Here is a 25,608-nt window from a genome sequence, read left to right on the forward strand (position 1 = left end):
AGCCAGGGCTACAGCACCATTCGCCAGAACAGTCCGGCCAGGGTGGTGTAGCCCACCGCCGCGCGTTCCACGCGCCCCTCCGAGGAGATGAAGAACACGGTGGGGAAGCTGTTCACACGAAAGGCGGATTGAATGGCGTCGTCCCCGAGGAGCACCGGGTAGTCCACCTCGTGCTCCCGGGCGAAGCGCCGCACGGCCTCCTCGTCTTCGTAGGCTACGGCGACGGACACGACATGCGCGGAGTCCCCCGCGAGCTTGCGCAGCTGCGAGAGGTTGGAGGACTCCATTCCGCAGACGCCGCACCAGGGGGCCCAGAAGGCCAGCACCACCGGCTTGCCGCGGAGCGCGTCCAGCCGCACGGTGTCACCTGTCAGCGTCTGGAGGGTGAAGGCGGGCGCGGGTGTCCCCGCTCCGGGAAGGTTCCGGGCCTGCCACGCGGCCACCGCCGAGAAGAGGAGGGCGAACACGGCCAGGTCCACGCCCCATCGCACCCATCGCCGCTCCCGGGCACGGGCCCAGGTGGACTTCAGCCTCGCCAACATCCCCGCGCCGCCCTGCATGTGCATCCTTTCGATTCGGGACAGGCCACGGCCGCCCGGAAAGGGGCGGCCGTGCCTGCATCACATCATGTCAGCGCGGCGGCCTCGTCGGGTTGCCAGGCTGCGTCACGCAGCCGGGTGCCGTCCTGGCGCTGCGCGCGGCCCACCGCCCGCGTGACGGCGTTGCTGGCGCGCTCCAGCGTCCGGTCGATGGCCGCCAGCAGGTGGGTGTCCGAGGATTCGATGGCCAGCTCCCGCCCGTGTTCCAGGCGGAGTGCCACGCGGCACACCTGGTCCACGCCGCCCTTGGGGCCGTTGGCATCCTCCAGCCGCACGACGACTTCCTTCACCCTGTCGGACAGTCGGTCCAGGGCGAAGCGCACGCGACGCTCGGTGTAGGTTCGAAGGGTCTCTGTGAGGGGGATGTTCCGGGCTCGGATTTCGACTCGCATCCAGGACGCTCCTTCCGGGGCCCACCATGGGCCCACGCCTCTATCTCTGTCGTCGTGACGCTTTTGCCGCAAATAGGAAAAGCCCCCGTGAGCGCTTCGGAAAACCGAAGGTTCACGGGGGCCGGTGGCAGGGCCATGAGGCCCTGGAATCACGGGCCGCTGGACGTCGCGGCGCTGCCCGCGGGCTTCTTGGCAGCCGCCTTGGCGGGTGGGCTGGCCGCCTCCGGGGCCGCGGCGTCCGTGGGGGCCTTCTTCGCGGGCATGGCCCAGATGGGGGCCTCCGGCACCGCGCGGGCACCAATGCGCACTTGCTGCTCCACCATGCGCGACCACAGTGACGCCTTGTTGCCTACCAACGCATTGTTCGCCAGCTCCAGGGTCCGTGTGTCCTGTGCGCGACGGTAGAGGCGTGGGGCCACGTCCGGCTGGGCCGGGTCGGAGTCGCTCACCTGCACCTGCTCCTGCACGCTGATGCCCTCCTCCGCGAAGGTGAGGGTGGACGTCAGCTCGAACTTGCGGCGAAGCCCGTTGGGCAGCTCGAAGGTCATCTCCCGGGACAGGGGGAACCACGCGGCGCCCAGGCAGGCGCGGTTCGCGTTGGAGACGGACTCGCTGAAGAAGCGGTTGGTGCGCAGTGGCATGATGCGCGCGTGCCGGCGGCAGACCTCCTCGTCGCCGGAGGTGCACGCGTCACCTTCCGCGACGAGGATTTGCGTGCCCTTCACCTTCTCCAGGCGCAGCTTGGTGTGCTTCGCCATGGCGCGCAGCGAGCCCAGGGCCTCCACGCGGAAGCCCTGCTCGGTGCTCTCCACCAAGGCCACCGGGCCCAGGGCCTCGCCGTTGGTGAAGCGCCGCGTCTGCACCCAGACCAGCCGCTGGCCCGCCTGGAGCGTCTCCAGGACGAGGTCCTCCTCGGAGAGCTTCTCCGCGGGAGGCAGGGCCTGCGAGTCCGGACCGGCCTCCACGCACTCGTCCGCGGCCGGGTCCTGCCACCACACTGGGGCACCGGCGCAGTCCACGCTGGGGCGCGGGTTGGCGCCCGTGTCCTTGTCGTAGCCGTGGAGCAGCAGCGCGAACCAGGTGTCCGGCGTGGGGAACGAGCGCGCGTTGGGGCCCGCCTCGGCGAAGCACATCGACGGCTTGGGGACGGTGGCGCAGCCGGCCAGCAGCGACAGCGCGACGGCGGAGGCCTGAAGCGTTCGTTTCATGGATTCTCTCAGGCCTCGGCGAACCGGAGGTCCCAGTCGCCTCCCTCGGTCAGGGCCACATGCAGCTTCGGGGGCACCGCGCCGCTCACCAGGTGCTGCAGCAGCTCGCGGGACAGCGCCGGCATCAGCGAGCCCTGGAGAATCTGCTCCATGTTGCGCGCCCCCATCTCCGACTCTGTGCAGCGGCGCGCAAGCTCGTCCAGCAGCTCTGGCGCCAGCGTCGTCTCCACGTTGTGGGCCGTGCGCAGCCGGCTCACCAGCTTGGCCAGCTTCATCTCGGCAATCTGGCGCATCACGTCGCGCTGCACCGGGCCGAAGGGGACGACCGTCATTCGAGCCAGCAGCGCCGGCTTGAAGTGCTGGCTGAGCGCGGGGCGAATCACCGACAGCACCTCATCGGAGGTGGGCTGCGCGCCATCCTCGAACATCCGCATCACCAGGTCCGAGGCCAGGTTGCTGGTGAGGATGAGCACGGTGTTCTTGAAGTCCACCGCGCGGCCCTCGCCATCCGTCAGCGAGCCCTTGTCGAACACCTGGTAGAAGAGGTTCATCACCTCCAGGTCGGCCTTCTCGCACTCGTCCAGCAGCACGACGGAGTAGGGCCGCTGACGCACGGCTTCCGTCAGCAGGCCGCCCTCGCCGTAGCCCACGTAGCCCGGCGGCGAGCCGATGAGCCGGCTCACCGTGTGCTTCTCCTGGAACTCGCTCATGTTGAGCGTCGTCATGAAGCGCTCGCCGCCATAGAGCGCGTCCGCCAGCGCCAGCGCCGTCTCCGTCTTGCCCACGCCGCTGGGGCCCACGAAGAGCATCACGCCAATGGGGGTGTCCGGGTTGCGGATGCCGGCCTGGGAGATGCGGATGATTTCCGCCACCTTCTTCAGCGCGGCCTCCTGGCCTCGCACCCGGCCCCGGAGCTTGTCCTCCAGGTTGAGCACCGACTCCAGCAGGTCGCTGCGCATCTTCCCCACGGGCACGCCCGTCCAGCCCGCCACCACCCGCGCGACGATGTCCGCGTCCACGTCCGCGTGTACCAGCGGCACCTCGCCGCGCGTGGCCGCCAGCTTCGCCGCCGCTTCGTCCACGGCCGCCTTCAGTGGCGCGGAGTCCGTGTCCGGAGCGGCCTCGCGCAGGGCCTTGCGGGCCTCCATCAGCGCCGCGACGGCCGTGCGCTCCGTCTCCCAGCGCGCATGCAGCGTGGCGCGTGCATCCACCGTGGCGCTCAGCTTCGCCTCGGCGGCCTCCAGGGACGTCTGTTCGTCCGGGCCGCCTGTGCCCTCGGCGAGGTCGCGCTTGCGCGTGTCGCGCTCGCGCTCCAGCGCCGAAATCTCCTGGTCCAGTTGCACCAGCTCCTCGGGCCGGGTGGACAGCTCAATCTTCACGCGGGCCGCGGACGTGTCGAGCAAGTCCACCGCCTTGTCCGGGAGCTGCCGGCCGGAGATGTACCGGCTGGACAGTCGCACCGCGGCGGTGACGGCTTCGTCGCGGATGATGACGCCGTGGGCCGCTTCGTACGTGGGGCGTAGGCCGCGCAGCATCAGCTCCGCGTCCTCCTCGCTGGGCTCCTCCACCTTGACCGGCTGGAAGCGCCGCTCCAGCGCGGCGTCCTTCTCGAAGTACTTCTTGTACTCGGCCCAGGTGGTGGCCGCGAGCGTGCGCAGCTCACCGCGTGCCAGCGCCGGCTTGAGCAGGTTGGACGCGTCCGTGCCGCCCTGCGAGCCGCCCGCGCCGATGATGGTGTGCGCCTCGTCGATGAACAGGATGATGGGGGTGGGGGAGGCCTTCACCTCGGAGATGACGGCCTTGAGGCGGTTCTCGAACTCGCCGCGCACGCCCGCGCCCGCCTGGAGCAGGCCCAGGTCCAGCCCCAGCAGCTCCACGTTCTTCAACGCGTCGGGCACCTCGCCCCGGACGATGGCCCAGGCCAGGCCCTCCACCAGCGCCGTCTTGCCCACGCCGGGCTCGCCCACCAGGATGGGGTTGTTCTTCCGGCGGCGGGAGAGGATGTCCACCATCTGCCGGATTTCGCGGTGCCGGCCGAAGATGGGGTCGATCTTCCCCTCGCGCACCCGACCGGTGAAGGACGTGGCGAAGCGCTTGAGCGCTTCATCCCCACGGCCGCCCGCGCCACCACCGGCCGCGCCTCCCGCGGCGCCACTGGCGGCGGCATCCGCGGAGGCGACCTCGACATTCTCGGGCGAGGGCCGCAGCACCACGTCCAGCGAACTCATCAGCTCGTCGCGGCTGATGGCGTCCAGTTCGGGGAACAGCTCCGCGGTGTAGCGCGCGCGCCGGCTGACGAACTGGGCGAACAGCAGGCCCGAGCGCAGCCGCGTGGCGCCCTGCTCCACGGAAGCCAGGAGCCACGCTTCCTCGAACCACTGGAACAGCGTCTCGGAGAAGACGGGCCGGCCGGAGCTGCCCGCGCGCAGGCCCTGGAGGGCGCGCTCCATGCTGGCTAGCAGGTGGCGGCGGTCCACGCCGAACTGCTGGAGGATGCGCGCGACGTCCGAGTCCTCCGGCTCCAGCATCTGCACCAGCATGTGCTCCGGGACGATTTCGTAGAATCGTCCCGCGCTGGCCCGGGCCACGGCGGCCTCGAGCAGACGGGTAGAGGTGGGCGTCAGGCGACGGACGAGCGCTTTCGGATCGACGCGAATGGGAGCCCCCAAAAAGGAAAGCGGTGATGGACGGTATATCGGGCGCGCCCTGGCGGCGTAAATCCCCGCGCGCCGCGCCCGCCTGCTCTAACAACTCATTTCACCACGGGGACACTCATCTGCGTCTGCTGACTCAGGCCCAGCCACGTGTCCCGCCCGAGCTGACTCGGCTCCCGGCTGGAGAGCCGGAACTGGTGCTGCACGCCTTCGGTGAGCCCCAGCTCCAAATCGTACTCCAGGGGGTCCCTGACGAAGAGGGCCACCACCTCTCTCACCAGTGGCAGCAAGTCCCCTTCCTGCATCAGCCGCTTGTAGGCGCGCGGCGGCAGCGGCCGGATGTGGATTTGAATCTTCCCCGTCCGGTCGAAGGCCTTGCCGCCCAACAGCATGTTGCGCCCCAACTGGTGGTTGGAGTGGCCCAGCCGTGCCCGGGCGTCGATGTCCACCCAGCGGCCCACGAACTGGCGCACCGACACGCGCGCGCCCTCCAGGTCGTCGCCCAGCACGTCCTCGAGCGCGACCTCCAACTGCTCGGACGTCCTCGCCCGGCTGGCCAGCAGCGGGGCGATCCGCAGCAGACGCCAGGTCGGCAGCGTGCCCTCCAGGGCCTTCTCGTAGGTGTCGAACCCGCCCAGCGCCAGCAGGCGCCGGGACCACTGGTCCGAGAAGGACGTGTCCGTCTCACTCGTGACGCGGTACTTCGACTCGATGCGGTACAGCAGCGACAGCAGCCGGTGGTGGAACAGGTCCAGGAACTCGCGCCGCACCGGGTGGTCCGGGTCCTCTTGCGCGACCTCCTCGGCCAGGTAATGGGGCAGGGGACTCACCGCGCCCGTCAGGCCCAGGAAGCGTGTCACCACCTCGAAGAGCGGCCGCTTCGAATACGGGTCCTCCGCCCGCACCGGCACCTGGTGGAGCGTCACGGACGACACGTCGCCCGAGGGGAACCCCAGGGACGGGTCGTGCCGGAAGCGAATCATCTCCTCGTTGACGGGCCCCGCGCCGCCCACACGCGTGGCCTGCGACGTCAGCCGCTCCAGGAACGCCACCAGGGGAAAGAAGCCCACCCGGGGCGCCAGCTCGGCCAGCTTCTGGGCCGTCTCTACAAAAGCGTCTGGGAGCCGTTCCTCGGAAGCCACGCGAACTCCGTCTGCGAGGGGTGAAGCCGGATGCTCAGCTCGTTGAAGGAGTTGATGGTGACGTGGGAGGCGAGCAGCTCCTCCAGCACGGAGCCGAAGAGGAACGAATCGCCCACGCCCATGAAGTTCTCTTCGTCCAGGTCCACGCGGGTGCGGTGACCCCGCAGCGGCGCGCCCTCCAGGAAGCGCGTCACCGGCTTCGTCTCCACCGCGCGGATGGCGTTGATGCGCAGGCGGCTGGCGCGCGCCGCCAGGTTGTCGGTGAGCGAATGGAAGTTGTACAGGTCCATCAGCCGCCGCAGCGCGGCCGCGTCCGCCAGCGAGTGCTGGTTGATGGCCAGGTGCGACAGGAGCCGCCAGTGCAGCTCGGTGCCCAGTGGCGCGCGCGCGGGCCGGCTCACCGGGGAGATGTTCTTGAACTTCGCCTGCGTGGGGCTGGCGGAGGTGGACGCCGTCAAGTCACCCACCTGCAGCCGCGAGGGCAGCGAGCGGTTGGTGCACGTCAGGTCCATGGACAGCGCTTCCTCGGCGTTGACCTCCGGCGCGATGTTCCGCGGCGTCTCCAGGGTGATGTACGTGTCGATTCCTTCGTCCAGCGGCGAAGGCGCCCGGCGCAGCCGATAGAAGGACTGCTCGGCGTCCCCGCCCGCGGTGTGGGTGAACTCGTAGAAGGGCCGATAGACGCGCCGCTCGTTGCGCCCGGCCTTCAGGCCCGTCACCGAGTCCACGGAGTAAATCTCCGCGTGGTTGGGGGGCAGGTCGGACGCGCGCAGCAGGTGCTCCCGGTCCAGCGTACGGTGGAGGATGGGGTCCGCCGGCACGCTGAAGAGGTTCACCACGGGGGCGCAATGCAGCCGGAACATCTCCCGGTGGATGCGCGCATCCAGGGGCGGCGGCCGCTCCAGGTGGAAGGCAATCTCGAAGCGGTCCTCTTTCAGCCCGGCGGCGGCATCCAGCCCGCGCACCTCGAAGAACAGGAACTTCTCCGGCAGCGTCAGGTACTCCTGGAGGTGCCGGTAGCCCTCGCTGGCGCGCGGCCAGGGCAGCAGCTTGAAGTCCCGGTGGAAGCCCACCGGTTGGATGGCATTCGCCGGCAGCTTGATGCCATCACCCTGGCCAGACGCGCCGCGCACGCGCACCTGGCGGCAGTAGCGGAGCAGCCACAGCAGCACCACCGACGCGGCGGACAGGTCGGCGTGGATGAACAGGCGCAGGCCTTGCTCGCGGAACACCTCCGCGCGGCCCTGCTCCGTCGTCTGGAAATAGAGGCGCAGCACCGGCGCGGTGATGGACGACCGGTCCAGCAGCGCGTCGGTGAGCTGCACCGGCAGCAGGTCCACGTCCGTGGTGGTGCGGAAGACGCAACTGGTGCCGTCAATCGGCTGCGACGCCACCTCCGCCCCGGCGGCCAGCCGCGAGCGGCCGCGCAGCGCGCGCAGGTGCGGGGTGAACTCGACGATGGTGGAGGCCGGCAGCGGGCGCAGGTAGTGCGGCAGCAGCAGCTCGGTGAGCCCGTGCACCAGCTCCGGCACGTCGTCGTCCACGCGCTCGCGGATGCGGGCCGCGAGGAACGCGAAGCCCTCCAGCAGCCGCTCCACGTCCGGGTCCGCGCCGCGCTCCACCAACAGGCCCGCGACAGAGGGGTTGGCCAGCCCGAAGGCCCGGCCCATCTCCCGCAGGTACGACAGCTCGCTCAGGTAATACTTGCTGAACATCCTCGCCCTCCGCCACGCACCCCTGGATTCACCCGGCTCACCACAGGTCCACGCGTCCGCCCGGGTGCACCTGGGTATGGAAACGCACCATGCCTCGTCGATCCCGCGTGGCCAACTGGGCGGTGATGTCGAAGCGCAGCGCCGTCGGGTCCACCGGGTCCGCGTTGTAGTGCACCACCACGCCCTTCAGGCGCGGTTCGAACTCCTGGATGGCCTGCCGGATGGACTGCGTCATCCGCGGTATCGCCGACGGGTAGGAATGGACGATGTCGTTCAGGTCCAGGATGCCGTAGCCCGGTGAGGCCACGGACTCTCCCTTGCGCGTATTGAGGAGGTTGCGCAGGTGCTCGGCGATGGATTCAACGACGTCGCCAGGTGGGGCGAGCGTGCCGTTGCCTTCAGCGATGCGCGACAACAAGCCTCGGGAGCCCATGGTTTTCCTTCAACAACGGAGTACCCCAACCCCCGGCCGCCCGCGGAGCCCACTTGCACGGACGGCCGGTGGAGGGACGGACATCAACGCTGGGTGTCCCAGGTGTCCTCGTGCGTGACGCCGCCCTGGGTGATGGTCCAGTTGATGGTGTGGAACACCAGCTGGATGGTCTCCATCGGGGGCAGGTTGGTGCTCGCCGGCACGAAGGAGTTCGGCACCGTCTGCTGGATGGCGTTGATGCGGGCCTTCTTGATGGACACCGTGTAGAACTGCTCGGTGGTGCCGTCGCCCGTCGGGTTCGGACGGAAGAACTTGAAGGTCGCGTCGATGACCTGGTTCTCGCAGAGGGCCTTCATCAGCAGCGGCGACGACTTGTCGATGCGCTTGGTGATTTCGATGCCCTCGTACTGGCGGCGGCCCGTCGCCAGACCCGAGCCGGCCTCGCGAGCGGTGAAGACCTTCTGGCTGTACGCAACGCACTCGATGGAATCCGCGCGGCCCAGGCTGGTCTGCGTGCTGTCGCCCTTGATGTCGCTGCCGTTCGCCTTCAGGTACAGGTGTACTGATTCAGCCATGACTTCAACCTCGTCGCTTTGCGCGCGTCCGCGCGCTGGTGGACCCAGGCTCACCCTGAGCCTGGGCTTGTTGGAGCCCCTAAACTAGCTGAAATGACCGACGCTGGGTGAAACGGGCTCTACTCCTTGTCCAGCTTGCCCACGAGGGACAAGGTGAACGACGCACCCATGTACTTGAAGTGGGGGCGCACCTGCAGGCTGCAGCGGTACCAGCCCGGCTGACCCTCCACGTCCTCCACCACCACGCGCGCGGCGCGCAGCGGGCGGCGCGAGCGCACGGCGGGAGCAGGATCGTCCATGTCGGAGATGTACTGGCTGAGCCAGTGATTGAGCTCGCGCTCCAGATCCGACTTCTCCTTCCAGCTTCCAATCTGCTCGCGCTGGAGCACTTTGATGTAGTGCGCCAGGCGGGTCATGATGAACATGTAGGGGAGCTGCGTGCCCAGGCGGTAGTTCGTCTCCGCCGCCTTGCCCTCCGGGGTGTTGCCGAAGAACCGGGGCTTCTGCGTGGAGTTGGCGCTGAAGAAGGCCGCGTTGTCGGAGTCCTTGCGGAACACCAGGCCGATGAAGCCCTCCTCGGAGAGCTCGAACTCGCGCCGCTCGGTGAGCATGACCTCGGTGGGAATCTTGGTCTGGATTTCCCCCATGGCCTCGTACTGGTGCAGCGGCAGGTTCTCCACCGCGCCGCCGGACTGGGGACCGATGATGTTCGGGCTCCAGCGGAACTTGGCGAACGAGTCCGCCACGCGGCTGGTGAGCGCCACGGAGGCGTGACCCCACAGGTAGCGCTCGTGGTGGCCCACGACGTCCTCGGTGAAGTTGAAGGCCTTCACCGGCACCGTCTTCTCACCGTAGGGCAGGCGCAGCAGGAAGCGCGGCAGTGCCAGGCCCACGTAGCGCGCGTCCTCGCTCTCACGGAACGAGTGCCACCGGGCGTACTGCGGACCCTCGAAGAGCGACTTGAGGTCCTTCAGGTCGGGCAGTTTGAGGAAGCTCTCCTCGCCGAACACTTCCGGCGCGGCATTGCCGATGAAGGGCGCGTGCGCCATGGCGGCCACGGAGGCGCACTTGCGGAGCAGCTCCATGTCCTGCGGGCCCACGTTGAAGTCGTAGTTGGCGGAGATGATGCCGTAGGGCTTGCCACCGAAGACGCCGTACTCGTTGGAGTACACGAGCTTGTACAGGCCGCTCTTGGTGACCTCGGGCGCGTCCTCGAAGTCCTTCTGCAGGTCTTCCTTGGAGGCGTTCAGCATCTCCACGCGGGTGTTCTCGCGGAAGTCGGTGCGGTCCACCATGAACTTCAACGAGCGCCACGAGGACTCCAGCTTCTGGAACTCCTTCGCGTGGAGGATTTCGTTGACCTGGGAGGACAGGCGCTTGTCGATTTCGGCAATCATCGCGTCGACGAGCGCCTTGTCCACGCGCTCCTCGGAGCGGTTGGGCGCCAGCATCTCGGTGATGAAGGCCTGCACGCCGCGCTTGGCGACGTCGTAACCCTCGTCCTTCGGCTTCAGCTTGGCCTCGGACAGGATTTCGTCGAGCAGGGACAGCGAGGCGTCATTGGCGACGCCCGTGGACTTCTGGGTCTGGGTCTCGTTGGCCATGGTGATTCGGTTCCCCCGGAAAGGGCTACTTGGTCTCTTCGGTCAGACCCAGTTCCTTGATGAGTGCCTTGCGTCCGTCCTCGTCGGCGAGCAGGGCCTGGAGCTTCTTGCGGAACGCCGGCAGGTTGCCCAGGGGGCCCTTGAGGGCGTTGAGCGCGCTGCGCAGCTCGAGCAGCTTCTTCAGCTCCGGCACCTGATTGACAACGCTCTCGGGCGAAAAGTCATTCAGGTTCTTGAACTGGAGCGACACGTTCATCGTGGCGTTCGGGTCCGCCGAAAGCTTGTCGGCGGCGGTCAGGGTGACCTTGAGGTTCTGCTGGGCCATGACTTCGTTGAAGTTGGCCTTGTCCACGTTGATGGGCGCGCGCTGCTCCAGCGGACGGGCGTCTTCCTGACCCGTGAAGTCCCCGAGCATCAGCACCTTCAGCGGCAGCTCCACCTGCTCCTGCGCATTGCCGGTGGCGGGCTTGTAGACGATGTTGACGCGCTCGGTAGGGGCGACGGAACTCTCTTTGCTCATCTGCGGCTTTCTCCTTGGGAACTGCGTAGAAGACGCGGGCGTCGCATGAGGGAGAGCTTCGCCGCGGTACGACGGGTGTCTTTCAAGCGCCGACGCGCAGCGTGGCGGAAGAGTCCAGCAACGCTAGACGACGATACCGGTTTCGAAATTTCACTGCCACCGGTCCAGACTCCTTTTCGGCGTCGGTGCGGGTTTGCAGCCACCCCTCCAGACACGCGGCGGCGAGCGCTGGCTCCCAGGTGTCGAGCGCGTGGGCGGAGACCTCTTCGTCCAGCGCTTCATAGACGGCGCGCGCGAGCGGCAACTGGCCCGCATTGGCACACAACCGCGCCAGCTCCAGCCGGGAGATGAAGCGGGCGCGGCCGGTGCTGGCGACGGTGATGGCGGCCTGCAACCGGGTGACAGCTTCGTGGACGCGGCCTTCCTCCAGCAACGTGCGGGCTTCGGCTTCCAGCGCCGCGCTGTCGGCATGGACAGATGGGCCCAGCGACAGGGGCCCCAGCGACAGGGCCGTGGACACTGACACCACGGCGGCGGAAGGGGCGGGTGGGGGCGCGCTCGCGCGGAGGACGTGGTCGCGCAGCCAGTCTCGGGTGGCGTCGTCCGTGAGCGGGCTTCCCAGGGTGGAGATGAGCGTCTCCACGCCGGTCATCCGGCGGAGCTGGATGGCCAATTCCTGTATCAGCGCGGTGCGAGCCCCGGCGTACGCGGCACCCAGTCCCTCCAGGGCGGTGGCGCTGTACCGGTGGAGCGTCAGCGTGAAGCGGTGGCGGGCCAGGGCCGACTCGGACTCGTCCAGCAGCTCGCCCCAGCGCTGGTTCTGCTCCAGGGTCTCCAGCTTGGTTTCCAGCAGGTCCGGCAGTGGGTGAATCTGGGTGCGGCCATTGCCATCCGTGGCGGGCGGCTGGGTCAGGTGCAGCCACAGGCCCATGCGGTTGAGGCGGTAGGAGAGCGGGTCTTCGGGGCTTGCCCGGCGAAGCGCTCCCGCGGCTCCCAGCAACGCGCCGCCCACGGTGCGCAGGAAGTCGGTGATCGCCTCCACGCTGGACAGATCCGGCGCGGCGGGAAGCTCGGGGAGGGGCGGGACTTCGATGGCGGCGCGCGGAGGGGCGGGTGTGCCGTTAGCGGAGGCGCCGCCCTGGCTGGCTGCGCTGCCTTTGGCGGTGTCCTGAGCGGTGTTGCTTTTGGCCGGGGTGGGGGCGCTCTTTGTCGTGGGATTGCCCTGGGGGGTGTTGCCTTTGACCGGGGCGGCGCTGTTTCCAGCACCGCTGGATTGAGCAGGTTTGCCTTTGGCGCTGGCATTGCCCGCCTCCCGAGCGGAACGGTTGCCATTGCCGTTCGTGGACGTTTCAGCGCTGTCCGGAGGCGCTCCTGGCCGCGTGGCATGCGTGGAGTCCGCCGCGCGCACGGCGGTCTCTCCATCCTCGCCGGACGGGGTGTCCTCGTCCTGGGACGGCGCAGTCCCATCCACCGGCGGCTGCGAGGCGTCTGCGTCTTCCGAGGACGCGGTGCGTCCATCCGGTACGCTCGCAGGTTCGGGCTCAGGGAGTCCGGCGCGGAGCCGGGCGATGGCGTCCTGGAGTGGCCCGAACGCGGGGGCCATGTCGGAGAACCGCTCGCGTGAGAGCTGGGCCAGGCGCCTCACCGCGACCGCCAGCGCATCCAGGGGCTCCGCGCTCACGGAGGCCTGGTCCACGGTGGGCAGGATGCGGCCCAGCCGGTCCACGAACCAGGCCACGGCGTTGGCCCGGCCGCGCAGCCGCTTCGCCTCCGGGAAGAGGTCCTGCCAGTAGCGCTCCGTCACCTCGGCGAGCACGGCCGTGCCGGTGGCCGCGCCGTCCAGGCCTCGCGTGGCATACAGGCCATAGGCCATGTACGAGGCGAGCCAGAGGTCCTTGGTGGTGTACTTCAGCAGCTCGCTGGCGCCCTCGACGACGTCATCCCAACGCACGGCGTTGCTGGCCGGAGACTCCAACTTCGCGACTTCCAGCGCGACGGCCTCGTATGCGGGCTCGTGCTTCGCCTGCACGCCGGCCGGGGACGCCCCCGGCACGGGCTCGGCCCAGGGGAGGGCACGTTCACGAAGCTGTTCCAGGGTGGGAGGCATAGGCGTGGTGGGGCTTCAGCGCGAAAGCGTCTGCAACAGCTGTTCCAGGGTGGTGGACGGCGCGTCGATGACCTGTCGCGCCGAGGCCGTGAGGCCCTTGCGCGCGTTGTCGATGGCGGCGGGGCGCTCGGTGCGCAGCGGCCACACCTGGGCGCCCGGACGGCTGGGCTGGGCCAGCGCGAGGAAGAGGGCAGGGGAGGCCGCTCCCAGGCTGATGAGCAGCCGGGGCTTCTCGCCGTCGGACCAGAAGAAGGCCGGAGGCTGGTGCGTCCACTTGAGCAGTCGCGAGGACAGCTCCAGCCAGGCTACGGGGCCCACGTGCGTGGTCAGCGGACAGTCCAGGGTGACGCCAGCCGGTGACTGCTCCTTGCCGCGCTCGCCCGCGCACGCGGTGAGGAAGGTGTGCAGCGCGTAGTAGCGCCCACCTTCCGGGGTGCCCTCCACCACCGGGCCCAGCAGGTCCACGGTGTGGTGCTCCGCCAGCACGGCGTTGAGCAGCCGCTTCGCGAGGCTGTAGTCCCCCGGCCCCGGCAGGGGCAGCGCCGCCACGCGCTCCAGCAGTTGTGGCACCTCCAACTCCGCGGCGGACTGGGCCAGCGCACCGGCGGCGCGCAGGAAGGGCTGGTACGCCTCCGGCGTCAACGCGAGCCGCGAGGCCGTCTCCGCCGAGGACACCTCGGTGAAGATGGCCAGCGGGAATGTCCGGCCCACGCTGTCCTGGCTGGGCGCCATCAACCCCACCAGCGCCTGCTTCTGGCCGGGCGCGGTGAAGACGAAACAGACGGGCTCGGCGGGCAGGTCCACCCGGGCTCTTCGCGAACGCTCCACACCCGCTTCCATCCAGCCGTAGAGCTGGAGGGCCAGCGGGGTGGCCGCGTTGTGGCGGATGAACTCGGCCTGTCGGGGCGTCTTGCCCAGCAGGCCGATGCGCGGCGACTGCACTGCCATGTCAATGAACCCTATCCGCCGCGATGGCCTGCGGCGCGCACTCGCCTTTGCGAGCGATGGTCGTCGGCGGCTGCAACCCCGGGTCCCGGAAGATGGCCAGCAGCTTGGACGTGTTGCCCGACATCCCGAAGAACGGGTTGGCGGTGCGCTCCGGACGGAAGTCGATGGAGACCAGCGCGCCGTTCATCTCCTCGATTTCCCACGTCGCGGTGAAGTAGCGGCCGTCCGCGCTGGGCTCGATGCGCTTGACGCGCTCCAGCAGGCGGAACAGGCCCCAGTCACCCTCGGCCTCCAGCGTCGTCTCCGTGGACCCATCCGCGCTCTGCACGGTGATGCGGGCACCGAGCTTGCCTGCCTGACCGGGCCAGATCATCGGCTTCCACACCGTGTCCGGGCCGTTGCGGTACGTCTCGTCCGTACCGTCGAGCGTCAGGGTGATGGATGAAATCTGCGACGCCATGCCGTCCGCGGAGACGCCCGGGCGCAGGCGCACCTGGAAGCGGACCAGCGGGTCCACCGTGTCGCCGCCGGGGAAGAGCGTGGTGGAGAGCGCGCCCGTCTTCTCCAGGAAGCCGAGCAGGTCAGGCCGGTACATGACGCCGCCCGACGAGGTGAACTCCCACCGGCGTCCGGTGGCCACCACGTCCTCCAGGAGCTGCTCCTTGACGAACTTGCGCACCAGGCCGCCTTCGGGGCGCAGGAACTCCGCGACCTCGGGCAGCGGCGCGTCCGCCTGCGACGCGCGGTCGAACGGGTACTTGCCCTTGAAGGCGCTGCTCCACGCCGTCACCACCTGGTCCTGCCACAGCTTGCTCTTGTTGCAGGCCACGCCCACGAACACCACCGAGCGCATCTCCTGGAACGGCGGCAGCAGCAGCCGCTCGAAGATGGCGACGTTGTCCGTCTGCTTGCGGACCATCATCTCCACGTTGTTGCGGGTGGACTCAATCTTGTCCAGCAGCAGGCCGGACTCGGCCGGCTTGTCCTTCACCGCCAGCAGCGTCGTCTGGACGGTGGCCAACTGGTCTTCATACGAATCCAGCGCCGTCAGGGACTCCTCGCCGTCCTCCGTCTTGGAGGTCTCCGTGGCGAAGCGGATGAGCGAGGCGAACTCGCGCTCCAGGTCGCGGGCCGTGACTTCCTGGGCGCCGGAAGGTGAGTTGGCGTTCAGCAGCTCGCGCTTCTGCGGCACGTCCTTCCCGGGCTCCGAGCCGAACAGCTTCCCCGCCTTGGCCAGGAAGCCCGTGTCGGCCTCCGCCGCCTTGGCGTCGCGCTTGTCGAGTACCACGTTGTACGTGAGCGCGCGGAACAGCCGCCCGTAGGGCTTGGGCTTGCCGCGCGTCAGGTTCGTCAGCAGGCTCTCCATCTGCGTCAGGTTCTCCGGTGCCTGCACGCGGATGGAGCCGAGGAAGTCCTTCCACTCCTGGGTGTAGGCCTCGAAGTAGCGGGTGCGCAGCTCGCGCCGCGAGCTCACCGTGTCCACCTTCTCATCGCGGTCCAGCACCCACGACTGCTGGTCCTGGAAGGCCAGGTCCAGCCGCTCGCGGATGACGTCGTCGTAGGCCTTGCGTGTGAAGGCGCCCCGCACGCGCGAGGTGGCGCTCATCTGCGGCACCGAGCCCACGAGCTGCTCCAGCGTCACGTCCGGGTACGCGCCGCTCATGTTGGCCACCAGCTGCGCCAGCTCCAGCCGCACCAGGGGCACGTTGTTGAGCGAGCGGCGCGCCGACTGCACCACGCCGGTGACGCGGCTGAAGGCGATGCGCTGCTCCCGCGCCGGCTTCTGCTCCTCGGGGAGCATCTGCTCGTTGGCGAGCATCAGCAGGAACGTCTCCGCGTGGTTCGCCACCGCTCGCTCGTCTACCGCGTCGCCCCGCACGCGCTTCCAGTGCTTGACGATTTCGTCCTGGAGCCACTTGCGCTGCAGCTCGTCCAGCTCCGGCTCGCGTGGGTCGCGGGGCGTGGTCACCAGCAGGTACATCTTCAAGTCGTCGAAGTACTGGCGGTACGCGTCGAAGTGCTTGCTGTAGTCCTCGTCGCTGCGCACCGTCAGCAGGTCCGGGTTCTTCCCGAAGCTGTCCAGGCGCTGCTGGATGAGCTCGAACTGCTTGCCGAGCAGCACCCGGCGCAGCGCCGCGTTGTAGAACTGGCGCGCCTGCGGCAGCAGCTTCTGGCCCTGGTAGAGGCCGAAGCGCATGAACACCGGAGCGCTGCCTTCCTCGTACTCCGTCAGCTCCTGGAGCCGGTTGCGCAGCGGAATCAGGTCCTCGACGCGGCGGATGTCGTCACGCGGGTCCAGATTCACACTGGTGATGGCCTCGGTGACGGCCTCCGCCATGTTGCGGTTCTTGAAGAAGGACACCGTGGGCAGCGACAGCAGCAGCACCGTGGCGGCGGAGGCCGCGCTGGCCAATATCATCCGCTGGCGGCGCACCCTCGCTTCCTCCAGCGAGCTGCGCACCGCCACCTGCTGGTCCTGGAACATCACCTTGGTGAAGACGTCCCAGAGGAAGTAGCTGCGGCCGTCCGTGGCGCCATCCGTCTGCGCCCGGCCGTTGGTGCTGCCGAAAATCTCCGCCGCGGACGGGGACACCTTGTCCACCGGGCGCAGCTCCTGCGTGCCGCTGTTGAAGTACAGGCCGCGGAAGACGGGCGTGTCCTGGAACACGTTCTCCAGGAAGAGCGGCTGGAGGAACTCCGCCAGGTTCTTCCGGAGCGCGTCGAACTTCTGCGGGAAGCCGTAGATCTTCTCGCGCGTCTCCAGCCGGCGCTCCTGGCCTAGCCGGCGCAGCGAGCGCTGCTCCAGCACGGAGAGCATCTGGTCGAAGCGCTCGCGGAACAGGTCCGTGCTCGCCTCGCGCTGCTGCTCCAGCGGCACGGTGAAGCCCCAGATCTGCCCGCGCTCCACGCGCGACAGGTCGGAGAACATCTCCACGAAGCCGGGGAGCAGGTCGCACTTGGTGATCATCACGTACACCGGCACCAGCATCTTCAGCCGGGTCGTGATTTCATCCAGGCGCTCGCGGATGGTCTGTCCCATCTCCCCCACGGCCTGCGGGTCCGCGTTCAGCAGCTCGCTGACGCTGATGGCCACGATGAGGCCGTTGATGGGACGGCTGGGGCGGTGCTTCGCCACCGTGTCCAGGAAGGCCAGCCACTCCGGCCGGTCCTCCTCGGCGCTGGTGTAGCGGCCGGCCGTGTCCAGCAGCACGGCCTCATTGGTCAGCCACCAGTCGCAGTTGCGCGTGCCGCCCACGCCGCGCACGCCGCCGCGCGCGGAGAGGTACGGGAACTTCAGCCCGGAGTTGCGCAGCGCGGTGCTCTTGCCGGCGCCCGGAGGGCCGACGATGAGGTACCAGGGCAGCACCGCCAGCGCGTCCTTGCCGCCGCGCGCCAGCTTGGAGGCCTTGAGCGCCTCCACCGCCTTGGTGAACTCCGACTGCATGGCCTTGATTTCAGGCTGCAGGTCCGGCCGCACGGTGGTGGCCTGCTCATCCGCCTGCGCCGCCAGCGCGCCCTCCAGCTTCTTGGCGGCGGCGCGCGCGCGGATGCGCTTGACCAGCCACACCACTCCGGCGGCCAGCATGCCCGCGAGCGCGGCGACGATGGCCGCCTGCTGCATGGAGAGGCCCAGGTAGGTCATCAGGGCGAACATCGGCGCGCCGATGCCCAGCAGCGGTAACAGGTACGCCATCACTGCGCCCCTCCCGCTGCCTGCGTCTGGCTGGCGCTCGTCGCCGTGTTGCGGGCCGCGTGGACCTCGATGCGGCTTCTCAGCTCACCGACCTTGTCGTTGAGGAAGAACTGCAGCACGCCGTAGAACAGGACGGCCACCGCGAGCGCCCCGGCGGAGATGCCCACCATTGACGCCTTCTTGCGCTTGGAGAGCAGCGATTCGGTGGGCCGGTCCCCGTGCGGCGACAGCACGTCGAAGTCGAAGGGCCGCGCGCGCTCCAGGTCCTTCTGCACCGTGTCGATGAGCGTCATCAGCTCCAGCTCGCCGCCGCGGATGCGGTAGCGGCCCTGGAAGCCGAAGAGCATGCACAGGTAGTAGACCTGCAACACCTCGTGCCGGTGCGGGTCCTTTCGCACGGTGTTGAGGCGCGCGAAGAAGCCGTCGCCGGCGACGTTCTCGTTGAAGTAGTGGAGCTGGAGGGGCATCCAGAGCTGTCGGTACTCCTCCGGGCGGCCCAGGACGACCTCGTCGATGAGCGCCACCAGCGCGTAGGCCATGTCCTGGGCGTCCTGATGGCTGAAGCCCAGCACGGCGGCGCGGCGCAGCGTCTCGTCCACCACGCCGCGCAGGCGGTGGTGCAGCGTCTCGGGCGGCGGCACCGCCGAGGCTTCGGAGCCGCGCAACTGGATGGCGGCGTCGAAACAATCCTTCGTGGCTTCGGTGACTCGGTCCATGGGCGGCTCGGGGCGTCAGCGATTGGCGGTGGGAACCGCGAGCAGTTCCACGGTCGTTCGGCTCGCGTCGAACGGCTGCGGGAGGTAGATGGCGAGGTTGCGGTCCCGCATCACGTTCCTCCAGTAGCCGTCATTCATGGAGAGGCTGAAGTAGACGGTGCCCGGCTGCACGGGGACCTCGGGCGGCGGCCGGTACGTCACCGCCAGCGGCACACCGGGCGCGGCGGCCTGCACCAGCGCGCGGATATCCTCCCAGGCGGCGACCTTCGACAGCTTGGGGAGCTGCTCGGCCACCACGCGTTCCGGCAGCTCGCTGCGCACCGCGAGGATGAAGTGGCCGCAGCGCTCCAGCCGGTCGTCCTCCAGTCGGCCGCGGAACATGCCGTCTGCGCCCGCCGTCAGGTCCACCGACAGGCACTGCTCCAGCGCCACCGCGCGCATCAGCTCGGAGAGGCGGCGGAACAGCTCCTCGAAGGTGGCGCGCAGGTTGGTGAACTGGAAGGTGGGCAGCGTGGACGGGTCCGCGCTGACGGAGAAGGTGCACAATTGCCCCGCGCACTGCGCCAGCGCCAGGTACAAGTCCCTGGGCCGCAGGTTGCCCGCGTCCAGCGCGTGCTGGAGGAAGGGGATGGTGCCGTTGAGCGCGTTGAGCTCCAGGAAGAGCGTCACGTCGCCCGCGGTGAACTCCAGCGCCGAGGCGTCCCGGTGCCGCCGCCGCGAGGACAACTGCCGCTGCTTGGACACCATCAGCCGCAACATCGTCCGCAACTCGTTCATGACGAACGGGGACGCGTCGATGCGCAGGCACGGCGGGATGAAGGACTCCACCAGCATCAGGTTGCCGGAGCGGTCGCGGGAGAGCTCGCACAGCTTGATGGACTCGAAGTCGTCGCGCGGCTCGGTGCCGAACAGCAGCCGCACGTTGCGCTGACCGAAGGCCACCTGCGAGATGGAGGTGGAGGCCGTCAAATCACTGACGGGGCGGGAGGCGGGCGTGTAGCGCGGGCTGCTGCCCAGCCGCTCCCCGCTGCCGAAGCTCTCCACGCCGCTGCGCTCGCGCGGCACGCCCAGGTACACGTCCAGGGTGCGCTGGGCGGGCGGGAAGTAGCCATCCGCGGGCCGAGCGGGCGGCGCCTCCGCGTCTCCGGACTCGAAGGAGACCGGCAGACCGTCGGGGAGGATGCCGGTGAAGTGGGTCAGCTGCACCTGGCCGGCGCGCAGCGCCTCCATATCGAACTCCAGGGCCACGACGCCCCAGGGATACGGTTCGAGCGAGGCCAGCCGCTGATCCAGCAGTTGCTCGTGGTAGAGGTCCTGCTGCTGGAGGTGGTGGGGGCTCATGAACATGCCCTCCGACCAGACGACTCGCTGCACGGACTTCATACACCTCTCCGCGGCGACACGCCGTCGCCTGCTTGGGGTTGGAGTCGAGGCTCCGGCGCCTGCGTCATGGGCCGGAACATCAGGTCAATCTGATAGCCTTGCAGCCGGTAGCGGAAGACCTCGTCCCCCGGCTTCGGGTCGCCCTGGTCACCCGCGGGGCGCTCCACGCAGCGCGCTTCCTCCACCACGGGGAGCGCCGCCACCGTCCGCCACGAATAGCCCAGCGGTTGCCGGAAGTGCCCCATGGCCAGGACGAAGCGGGCCTTCGGATCACGCTGCACCCAGCGCTTCACCTGGCGGCCGGGCGGAATCACCAGCTCGGCCACCTGGAGCAGGTCCTCCTTGAGGAACTCCTCCGGCTTGCCCCACAGGTCCTTGAAGCCCGCGCGCTCCAGCCGGACGCTGTCCTTGAGCTGGACGATCTGCACCACGGTGGGCAGCGAGCGCCCGCGCGCGTCGGGATTGAGCTGCTCCGACGCATCCACCACCACCTGGAACGGCGGCGGCGTCTCACACGCCTGGGGCACACGCTTCACGCAGCCCGCGCTCCCGCTCAAGGCGGCCGCGAGCGCGATGACCACACCCCACCGGAGGTTCCGGCCGGCATTCCACACCCGACCGGCGCCTGTGTGTCCTAGCGCCAAGATTCGTATTCCTTGAAAGAACGCACGGGTCCTTACAACTTCCGTGCGAAGCGTAAACTGCCAGACAGGACGGACAGGATTCAAGCCACCCCCCAGATGGCGGTTCTCTGTCTGCTCCTAGTTCTCGGAAATCTTGGAGCCCTTGATGACGACGTCGCCTGTCGCGGTGACCTCGATCTTGGCGCCCTTGATGACCACGTCCCCGTTCTTCTTCACCTGGAGCGTGGCGGAGCCGACCTTGAGGGTGAACTGCTCCTGGGCAACCAGTGAGATTTCCTTGGCGGACAGGGTGTAGGCGTCCTTGGCGGCGTGGTTCACCTTGCCGGCCACGCTGACCAGCATGTCCTTGTCCACCTTGAGCGTGCGGGACTTACCCACCTCTTCGGAGAGGTCCCCACCCACCTGGAGCGTGCGGGCGCCCTTGACCGTCTCGGACTTCTTGGCGCCGACGACCTCCACCTTGGCGCCGCCCACCTGTTCGGACTTGAGGCCGCCCACCAGCTCGTTGAAGGCGGCACCCACGGTGACGGCGAGCGCGCCGCCCACGTTGAGCATCTTCCCCAGGGCCACCGTCTCCGCGGAGGCCATGGCCACCGTGAGGGCCTGGTTGCCGCTGACGCTGATGGACTGGTCCCCGGCCACCGCTTCGGTGTGGTTGCCGCCCACGGTGGTGGAGCGGTTCTGCGTGACGGCCAGCGTCTGGTTGCCGGTGACGGTGCTGTCGTCGTTCTTCTTCACCAGCAGGGCCTGGTTGCCCTCGATGACGCGGGAGCGGTCCTTGCGCACCAGCAACGTCTCGTTGCCGCGGACCTCCTGCGTCTTGTCGTTCTCCACGACGATGTTGAAGTCCTTCTGCGCGTGCAGATAGACGAGCTCGCTGCCGGCCGCGTCCTCGAAGCGCAGCTCGTTGGAGCCCGCGCCACCCGGGCTGGAGCTGGAGCGCAGCGTGCTCTGCGTCTTGTTGCCGGGCAGGTCGATGGGCGTCGGATTCGCCCCGTTGTAGACGCTGCCGGTGACGATGGGCCGGTCCGGGTCGCCCTCGAGGAACTCGACGACGACCTCATGGCCGATGCGCGGCAGGTACAGGGCACCCCAGCCCGGGCCCGCCCAGGCCTGGCTGACGCGGATCCAGCAGGAGCTCTTGTCGTTGTTCTTGCCCTCGCGGTCCCAGTGGAACTGGACCTTGATGCGGCCGTGCTCGTCGGTGTGGATCTCCTCCCCGCTGGGGCCCACCACGATGGCCGTCTGCGCTCCCGGAATCACCGGCCGGGGTGTCACGCGCGGCGGGCGGAAGGGCACCTCCGCGGGCTGGCAGAGGAATTCGTTGCGGTAGTCCTCCCGGCTGCGCAGCGAGCCCTGCTCGATGCTCAGCGCCTCCGACTGGTGGCCCAGGTGCCGCACGGAGACGGGCAGGTACTTGCGGTTGGCGGACTCGTCCGGGTGGTCCGCCAGCTCGAAGGAGTGGCCCACGCAGATGCGGCGGCTGTAGCTGGCGCCCGTCACCGTCTCCGCCCGAGCGCGCAGCTCCTCCAGGCGCACCTTCGCCAGGCTGCGGCCGGGCGCGGGCTCTTCATAGCGGCCGGGGTAGTCGTAGATTTCGAGCGCGGCCTCGCCGTCCTCCGCCTCGGAGCTGGCACCCAGGTCCTGGGCGGGACGCAGGAAGTTGTAGTCGCGCAGGGCCACCGCGCCGGGCTGCACCTCCATGCGGGAGACCAGCTCGTGGACGTACTCCTGCGAGGCAACCATCTGGCTGCGCTCGCGGAAGACGAGCTTGGATTCGCCTTGCATCTCGGGATTGGCGGAGGCGCCGTCGCCAATCACCATCATGTGGGCGTCCTCGCCGTGCTCGAAGAAGTAGAAGACGCCTTCTTCCTCCAGGAGGCGGGACACGAAGTCGAGGTCGGACTCGCGGTACTGCACGCAGTAGTCGCGCTTGGGGTACGTGCCGGTGAGCGCCAGCCGGTGCTCCACCTTGGCCTCATCCAGCACCTTGTGGACGATGTCCGGGACGGTCATCTCCTGGTAGATGCGGCTCTTGCGGCGGTGGCGGAGCGTCCACAGCCGCGGCACCACGGTGGCGCGGTAGCGGCGGCGCTCCGGGCCATTGCCTTCATCCCACCGTGACATGCGCGACACGATGCCGTGGAAGAAGCGCGCGGTGCCGTCTCCGAGCATGATGGTGAGCCGCGCGTCCTGACCCAGCAGCGCCTTCTCATCCACGTCCACGTCCGGCCGGGCGGCCAGCGCCACCTCCACCGCGTAAGGCTGGGACAGCGTCTCCTCGGCTTCAAATCCAAGGACGGCCAGCTCTCCGGCGGTGAAGGAACCTGCCTGGAACTCGAACTCAGCCTGGTTGGCTTTCAAGGCGGCGTTCGCGATCATCCACGGTCCCCCAGCGCGGGGCCTCGTCCATCAGGATTTGGCCCGATTGTGGTGCGGCAGCATGCCACGAATTGGCGTACCAGGGGGGCCTGACACGAAATTTTCATTGCGGACGTCCGCTGGCACTGGGGCCACCCCATTCCAGGTCGGACTTCGGTGTAGAGTGGAAAAGGGGGGCTGGCTTGAAACTGCGGGTCTTCCCGGGGTACCCAGACGGCTTCGGGGAGAACCATGAGAAGAAAAGAGCTCCTGCACCGCGGGCTCGCGCTGGCACTCGCGCTGACGTCGCTGTCCGCCGGGGCGCAGGAAGCACCCGTGTTGCGAGGCTTCGACCTGGAGCGCCTGGAGCTGAATCCCGGCGCGGAGGGTTCGCTCCTCGTCGGCATGGGTGAACTGCTTCCCGTGGGGGCGTTCCGCGCGACGGTGATGATGCACTACGCGCATCAGCCGCTCGTCTACATGGACAACCTCATTCGCGAGCAGCCCGAGGTGGCCATCGTCTCTGGACGCACCACGGCGCATCTGGCCGCCGCGTATGCCCCGTTGGACTGGCTTCAGGTGGGCTTGCAGGTTCCCATGGTGGCGTTCCAGGGCGGCGATGACGTTGGCATGGCGCGTTATGGGATTGCCGTGCCCGCCAGTCAGGCGCTGTCCACGCCGGTGGTGAGCGCGCGCTTCGGCCTGCTGAGGCAGACGGAAGCGGGTGGGGTGGACCTGGCCTTGGATGTGGCGGCGGGGCTGCCGCTGGGCAGCGAGGGGGCCTTTGCCCGCGATGATGGCGGGCTCCGCCTGTCGCCGCGGGTGATGGTGGGACGGCACTTCGGCTTCATCCGCGCGGGCCTGGAGGTTGGCTATTTGCAACGCCCCCGCGTGCTGCTGACGGACCGCACGGGCGAAACCGAGGATGAGGTGGGCCAGGAGTTGCGCCTGGGCGTGGCGTTGGCCACGACGGGCAAGCGGCTGCGCTGGGAGCTCAACGTGCGGGGCATGGTGCCGCTGACGGAGCAGCCGACATCGGTGGAGTTGCTCCCTGGCGCTCGCTACCTGGTGGGCTCGTCGCTGGAGATGTTCGCGCTGGCGGGCGTGGGCGTGGGCGCGGCGCCCGGCACGCCGCTGTTCCGGCTGATGGTGGGCGGGGCTTTCGGCAACGTGACGCCGCCGCGGGGCCCGGGTGAGTCCTCGGTCCGGTGTGAGATGGGGCTGCCGCCCGAGGCGAAGATTCAAGAGTGCCCGGACATGGACGAGGACGGCGACGGCGTGCGTAACGCCGACGACAAGTGTCCGCTGGTGCCGGGAGACGTGGCGCGCCAGGGCTGCTCGGCGCAGGACACGGACGGCGACGGAATCGAAGACATGTTGGACGGCTGCCCGTTGGAGCACGGTCCCGCCGCGCGCCAGGGCTGCCCGATTCCGGACCAGGACGGTGACGAGGTCCCCGACGAAATCGACAGTTGCCCGTCGGACCCGGGGCCCGCGGACAACCGGGGCTGCCCGGTGCGGGACACGGACGGCGACGGCATCGACAACGACAAGGACGAGTGCCCGAACGAGGCCGGTCCCATCGAGCGCAATGGCTGCCCGGAGTCGGACTCGGACAAGGATGGCGTGCCCAACCGCGCGGACAGCTGTGTGAATGAGCCGGGGGACGCCAAGAACCTGGGCTGCCCGCTGCACATCCTTCCGCTGGTGGAGATTCGTCCGGACCGCCTGGTGGTGATGGGCAAGGTCTTCTTCGAGCCGACGCAGGCACGCATCCAGAAGCGCTCCTATGAATTGCTGGATTGGGTGGCGCGCGTCATCCGAGAGCACCCGGAGATTCCGCTCGTCGTGGTGGGCGCGCACACGGACGACCGGGGCTTCCCCGACGACAACCGCCGCCTGTCGCAGGGGCGTGCGGAGGCCGTGCGCCAGTACCTCATCGGCCGGGACATCGCGCCCGAGCGGCTGAAGGCCCTGGGCTATGGCCAGGAGCGCCCCATCGACAGCAACGCGACGTCGAACGGCCGTGAGAACAACCGCCGCGTGGAGTTCCTGCTGGCGGACCCACAGCAAGACAAGTCCGGGCGCGGTCAGCGCTGACGTGCGCCTCCGCGGAGAACCATCTCGATGAGAACGAATGCTCTGACGAAGGCGCTGATGGTGGCCGTGGGGCTCTGGGCCCTGCCGGCCATGCCGGGCCCGGATACCTATCTGGTGGGGAATGGCCAGGATGGCGCCCGGAATATCGGCGGCGGGTCGGGTGGCACGGTCATCAACAACTACGCCCAGGTCCTGGCACCGGTGGCACCGGGTGACATGACCATCAAGACGTCACTGGCGACCGGCACGTCCGAGTCACCCCCCATCCTCGACTTCAGTGGGCCGAGGGGGGGCACCGACACCGAGGGTGACCTGGTGTTGATCATCCAGACCACCGGGGTGGTGCCAGTGACGGTGCCGGGCAACTCCGGGCCCATCTACCTCGAAGGAGGAGCCGTGGGCCGGTGGGAGCTGGCACGTCTGACAAACGTCACCACGGACGAGGAAGAGGAGGAACTCACCCTGACGCTGGACCGGCCGCTAAAGCACTCCTACGCGGCGGAAGTCACGCAGGTGGTCCGGGTGCCGGAGTTCACGACGCTGACCGTGAGCGCTAACGCGAAGGTGCGCGCCAAGGCCTGGGACCCTGAGAGCCGGACTGGTGGCATCCTGGCTTTCGTGGCGAATGGGGCCGTGACCCTGAACAGTGGCAGTGAACTCAGCGCGGAGGGGGCGGGGTTCCGGGGGGGCAAGTACGAAGCCGACACGGTGCTCAACGGGCAGACCCCGTATGTCGGGTGCCCTGTGGGTTCAGATCCCATCGAGACGAAAGCGAGGTCGGGCGAGGGCATCGACGTGACGCACCCCAATGCG

At 68.8% G+C, this 25,608-nt stretch carries 18 protein-coding genes and 1 pseudogene; 2 read left to right on the forward strand and 17 right to left on the reverse strand.

Features of this window, described 5'->3' with window-relative positions:
• Positions 1-8 precede the first annotated feature (8 nt).
• The 17 genes from FL344_RS07150 to tssI form a co-directional block, all read right to left on the reverse strand.
• Positions 9-566 carry a peroxiredoxin gene (locus FL344_RS07150; protein ID WP_141591543.1) on the reverse strand — a complete coding sequence of 186 codons (558 nt, stop codon included), beginning with the start codon at positions 564-566 and terminating at the stop codon, positions 9-11.
• 59 nt (positions 567-625) lie between these two features.
• Positions 626-991 (reverse strand): HPF/RaiA family ribosome-associated protein, encoded by a 366-nt coding sequence (locus FL344_RS07155; RefSeq protein WP_141617994.1) that lies wholly within the window; start codon positions 989-991, stop codon positions 626-628.
• Between the two features lie 149 nt (positions 992-1,140).
• Positions 1,141-2,199: a hypothetical protein gene (locus tag FL344_RS07160; RefSeq protein WP_141617995.1), complete on the reverse strand. Its 1,059-nt coding sequence runs from the start codon at positions 2,197-2,199 to the stop codon at positions 1,141-1,143.
• Between the two features lie 8 nt (positions 2,200-2,207).
• Positions 2,208-4,868 carry a type VI secretion system ATPase TssH gene (gene tssH, locus FL344_RS07165; protein ID WP_141617996.1) on the reverse strand — a complete coding sequence of 887 codons (2,661 nt, stop codon included), beginning with the start codon at positions 4,866-4,868 and terminating at the stop codon, positions 2,208-2,210.
• A gap of 83 nt (positions 4,869-4,951) precedes the next feature.
• Positions 4,952-5,995 carry a type VI secretion system baseplate subunit TssG gene (gene tssG, locus FL344_RS07170; RefSeq protein WP_020478477.1) on the reverse strand — a complete coding sequence of 348 codons (1,044 nt, stop codon included), beginning with the start codon at positions 5,993-5,995 and terminating at the stop codon, positions 4,952-4,954.
• The gene (gene tssF / locus FL344_RS07175; RefSeq protein ID WP_141617997.1) at positions 5,959-7,710 is read right to left on the reverse strand and encodes a type VI secretion system baseplate subunit TssF; all 1,752 of its coding nucleotides are present in this window, start codon (positions 7,708-7,710) and stop codon (positions 5,959-5,961) included. The genes tssG and tssF overlap by 37 nt, the downstream gene beginning before the upstream one ends.
• A gap of 37 nt (positions 7,711-7,747) precedes the next feature.
• A complete protein-coding gene (tssE, locus tag FL344_RS07180) occupies positions 7,748-8,143 on the reverse strand; it encodes a type VI secretion system baseplate subunit TssE (RefSeq protein WP_090493023.1) in 396 nt (131 codons plus the stop codon).
• Positions 8,144-8,226: 83 nt separating this feature from the next.
• On the reverse strand, positions 8,227-8,718 hold the full coding sequence (gene tssD / locus FL344_RS07185; RefSeq protein ID WP_090493021.1) for a type VI secretion system tube protein TssD: 492 nt from the start codon (positions 8,716-8,718) through the stop codon (positions 8,227-8,229).
• Positions 8,719-8,837: 119 nt separating this feature from the next.
• Complete coding sequence (gene tssC, locus FL344_RS07190; protein WP_011554794.1) at positions 8,838-10,322, reverse strand: type VI secretion system contractile sheath large subunit; 1,485 nt, start codon at positions 10,320-10,322, stop codon at positions 8,838-8,840.
• Positions 10,323-10,347: 25 nt separating this feature from the next.
• A complete protein-coding gene (gene tssB / locus FL344_RS07195; protein ID WP_011554793.1) occupies positions 10,348-10,842 on the reverse strand; it encodes a type VI secretion system contractile sheath small subunit in 495 nt (164 codons plus the stop codon).
• Positions 10,843-10,924: 82 nt separating this feature from the next.
• Entirely contained in the window at positions 10,925-12,949 is a 2,025-nt protein-coding gene (gene tssA / locus FL344_RS07200) for a type VI secretion system protein TssA (RefSeq protein ID WP_141617998.1), read from the reverse strand.
• A 15-nt stretch (positions 12,950-12,964) separates the two neighbouring features.
• Positions 12,965-13,897 (reverse strand): type VI secretion system-associated protein TagF, encoded by a 933-nt coding sequence (tagF, locus tag FL344_RS07205; protein ID WP_141617999.1) that lies wholly within the window; start codon positions 13,895-13,897, stop codon positions 12,965-12,967.
• Between the two features lies 1 nt (position 13,898).
• Positions 13,899-17,591, reverse strand: a complete 3,693-nt coding sequence (gene tssM / locus FL344_RS07210; protein ID WP_228558618.1) for a type VI secretion system membrane subunit TssM — start codon at positions 17,589-17,591, stop codon at positions 13,899-13,901.
• Complete coding sequence (locus tag FL344_RS07215; RefSeq protein ID WP_090493012.1) at positions 17,591-18,307, reverse strand: DotU family type IV/VI secretion system protein; 717 nt, start codon at positions 18,305-18,307, stop codon at positions 17,591-17,593. Before FL344_RS07215 ends, tssM begins: the two co-directional genes overlap by 1 nt.
• Positions 18,308-18,322: 15 nt before the next feature.
• Positions 18,323-19,690, reverse strand: a complete 1,368-nt coding sequence (gene tssK, locus FL344_RS07220; RefSeq protein ID WP_141594435.1) for a type VI secretion system baseplate subunit TssK — start codon at positions 19,688-19,690, stop codon at positions 18,323-18,325.
• Positions 19,687-20,304 (reverse strand): type VI secretion system lipoprotein TssJ, encoded by a 618-nt coding sequence (tssJ, locus tag FL344_RS07225; protein ID WP_141594436.1) that lies wholly within the window; start codon positions 20,302-20,304, stop codon positions 19,687-19,689. Before tssJ ends, tssK begins: the two co-directional genes overlap by 4 nt.
• A 147-nt stretch (positions 20,305-20,451) precedes the next feature.
• Positions 20,452-22,716, reverse strand: coding sequence for a type VI secretion system tip protein TssI/VgrG (gene tssI, locus FL344_RS07230; RefSeq protein WP_141618000.1), 2,265 nt, complete (start codon positions 22,714-22,716; stop codon positions 20,452-20,454).
• A 231-nt stretch (positions 22,717-22,947) separates the two neighbouring features.
• On the opposite strand from tssI, the gene FL344_RS07235 reads away from it, so the two are divergent.
• Both FL344_RS07235 and FL344_RS07240 read left to right on the forward strand, forming a co-directional pair.
• A complete protein-coding gene (locus FL344_RS07235; RefSeq protein ID WP_141618001.1) occupies positions 22,948-24,795 on the forward strand; it encodes an OmpA family protein in 1,848 nt (615 codons plus the stop codon).
• A gap of 27 nt (positions 24,796-24,822) precedes the next feature.
• Positions 24,823-25,608, forward strand: a pseudogene (locus FL344_RS07240) (hypothetical protein); the annotation flags it as partial.

Origin of the sequence: Myxococcus sp. AB036A (genome assembly GCF_006547355.1) — a bacterium.
Lineage (GTDB): Bacteria > Myxococcota > Myxococcia > Myxococcales > Myxococcaceae > Myxococcus > Myxococcus virescens.

Excerpts from the sequence above, each read along its gene's own strand:
- FL344_RS07155 (WP_141617994.1), bottom strand. The coding sequence starts at position 991 with ATGCGAGTCGAAATCCGAGCCCGGAACATCCCCCTCACAGAGACCCTT.
- tssA (WP_141617998.1), bottom strand. The coding sequence starts at position 12,949 with ATGCCTCCCACCCTGGAACAGCTTCGTGAACGTGCCCTCCCCTGGGCC.
- tssK (WP_141594435.1), bottom strand. The coding sequence starts at position 19,690 with ATGAAGTCCGTGCAGCGAGTCGTCTGGTCGGAGGGCATGTTCATGAGC.
- tssE (WP_090493023.1), bottom strand. The coding sequence starts at position 8,143 with ATGGGCTCCCGAGGCTTGTTGTCGCGCATCGCTGAAGGCAACGGCACG.
- tssD (WP_090493021.1), bottom strand. The coding sequence starts at position 8,718 with ATGGCTGAATCAGTACACCTGTACCTGAAGGCGAACGGCAGCGACATC.
- tagF (WP_141617999.1), bottom strand. The coding sequence starts at position 13,897 with ATGGCAGTGCAGTCGCCGCGCATCGGCCTGCTGGGCAAGACGCCCCGA.
- FL344_RS07150 (WP_141591543.1), bottom strand. The coding sequence starts at position 566 with ATGCACATGCAGGGCGGCGCGGGGATGTTGGCGAGGCTGAAGTCCACC.
- tssM (WP_228558618.1), bottom strand. The coding sequence starts at position 17,591 with ATGGCGTACCTGTTACCGCTGCTGGGCATCGGCGCGCCGATGTTCGCC.
- tssI (WP_141618000.1), bottom strand. The coding sequence starts at position 22,716 with ATGATCGCGAACGCCGCCTTGAAAGCCAACCAGGCTGAGTTCGAGTTC.
- tssF (WP_141617997.1), bottom strand. The coding sequence starts at position 7,710 with ATGTTCAGCAAGTATTACCTGAGCGAGCTGTCGTACCTGCGGGAGATG.
- FL344_RS07235 (WP_141618001.1), top strand. The coding sequence starts at position 22,948 with ATGAGAAGAAAAGAGCTCCTGCACCGCGGGCTCGCGCTGGCACTCGCG.
- tssB (WP_011554793.1), bottom strand. The coding sequence starts at position 10,842 with ATGAGCAAAGAGAGTTCCGTCGCCCCTACCGAGCGCGTCAACATCGTC.
- FL344_RS07160 (WP_141617995.1), bottom strand. The coding sequence starts at position 2,199 with ATGAAACGAACGCTTCAGGCCTCCGCCGTCGCGCTGTCGCTGCTGGCC.
- tssC (WP_011554794.1), bottom strand. The coding sequence starts at position 10,322 with ATGGCCAACGAGACCCAGACCCAGAAGTCCACGGGCGTCGCCAATGAC.
- FL344_RS07215 (WP_090493012.1), bottom strand. The coding sequence starts at position 18,307 with ATGGACCGAGTCACCGAAGCCACGAAGGATTGTTTCGACGCCGCCATC.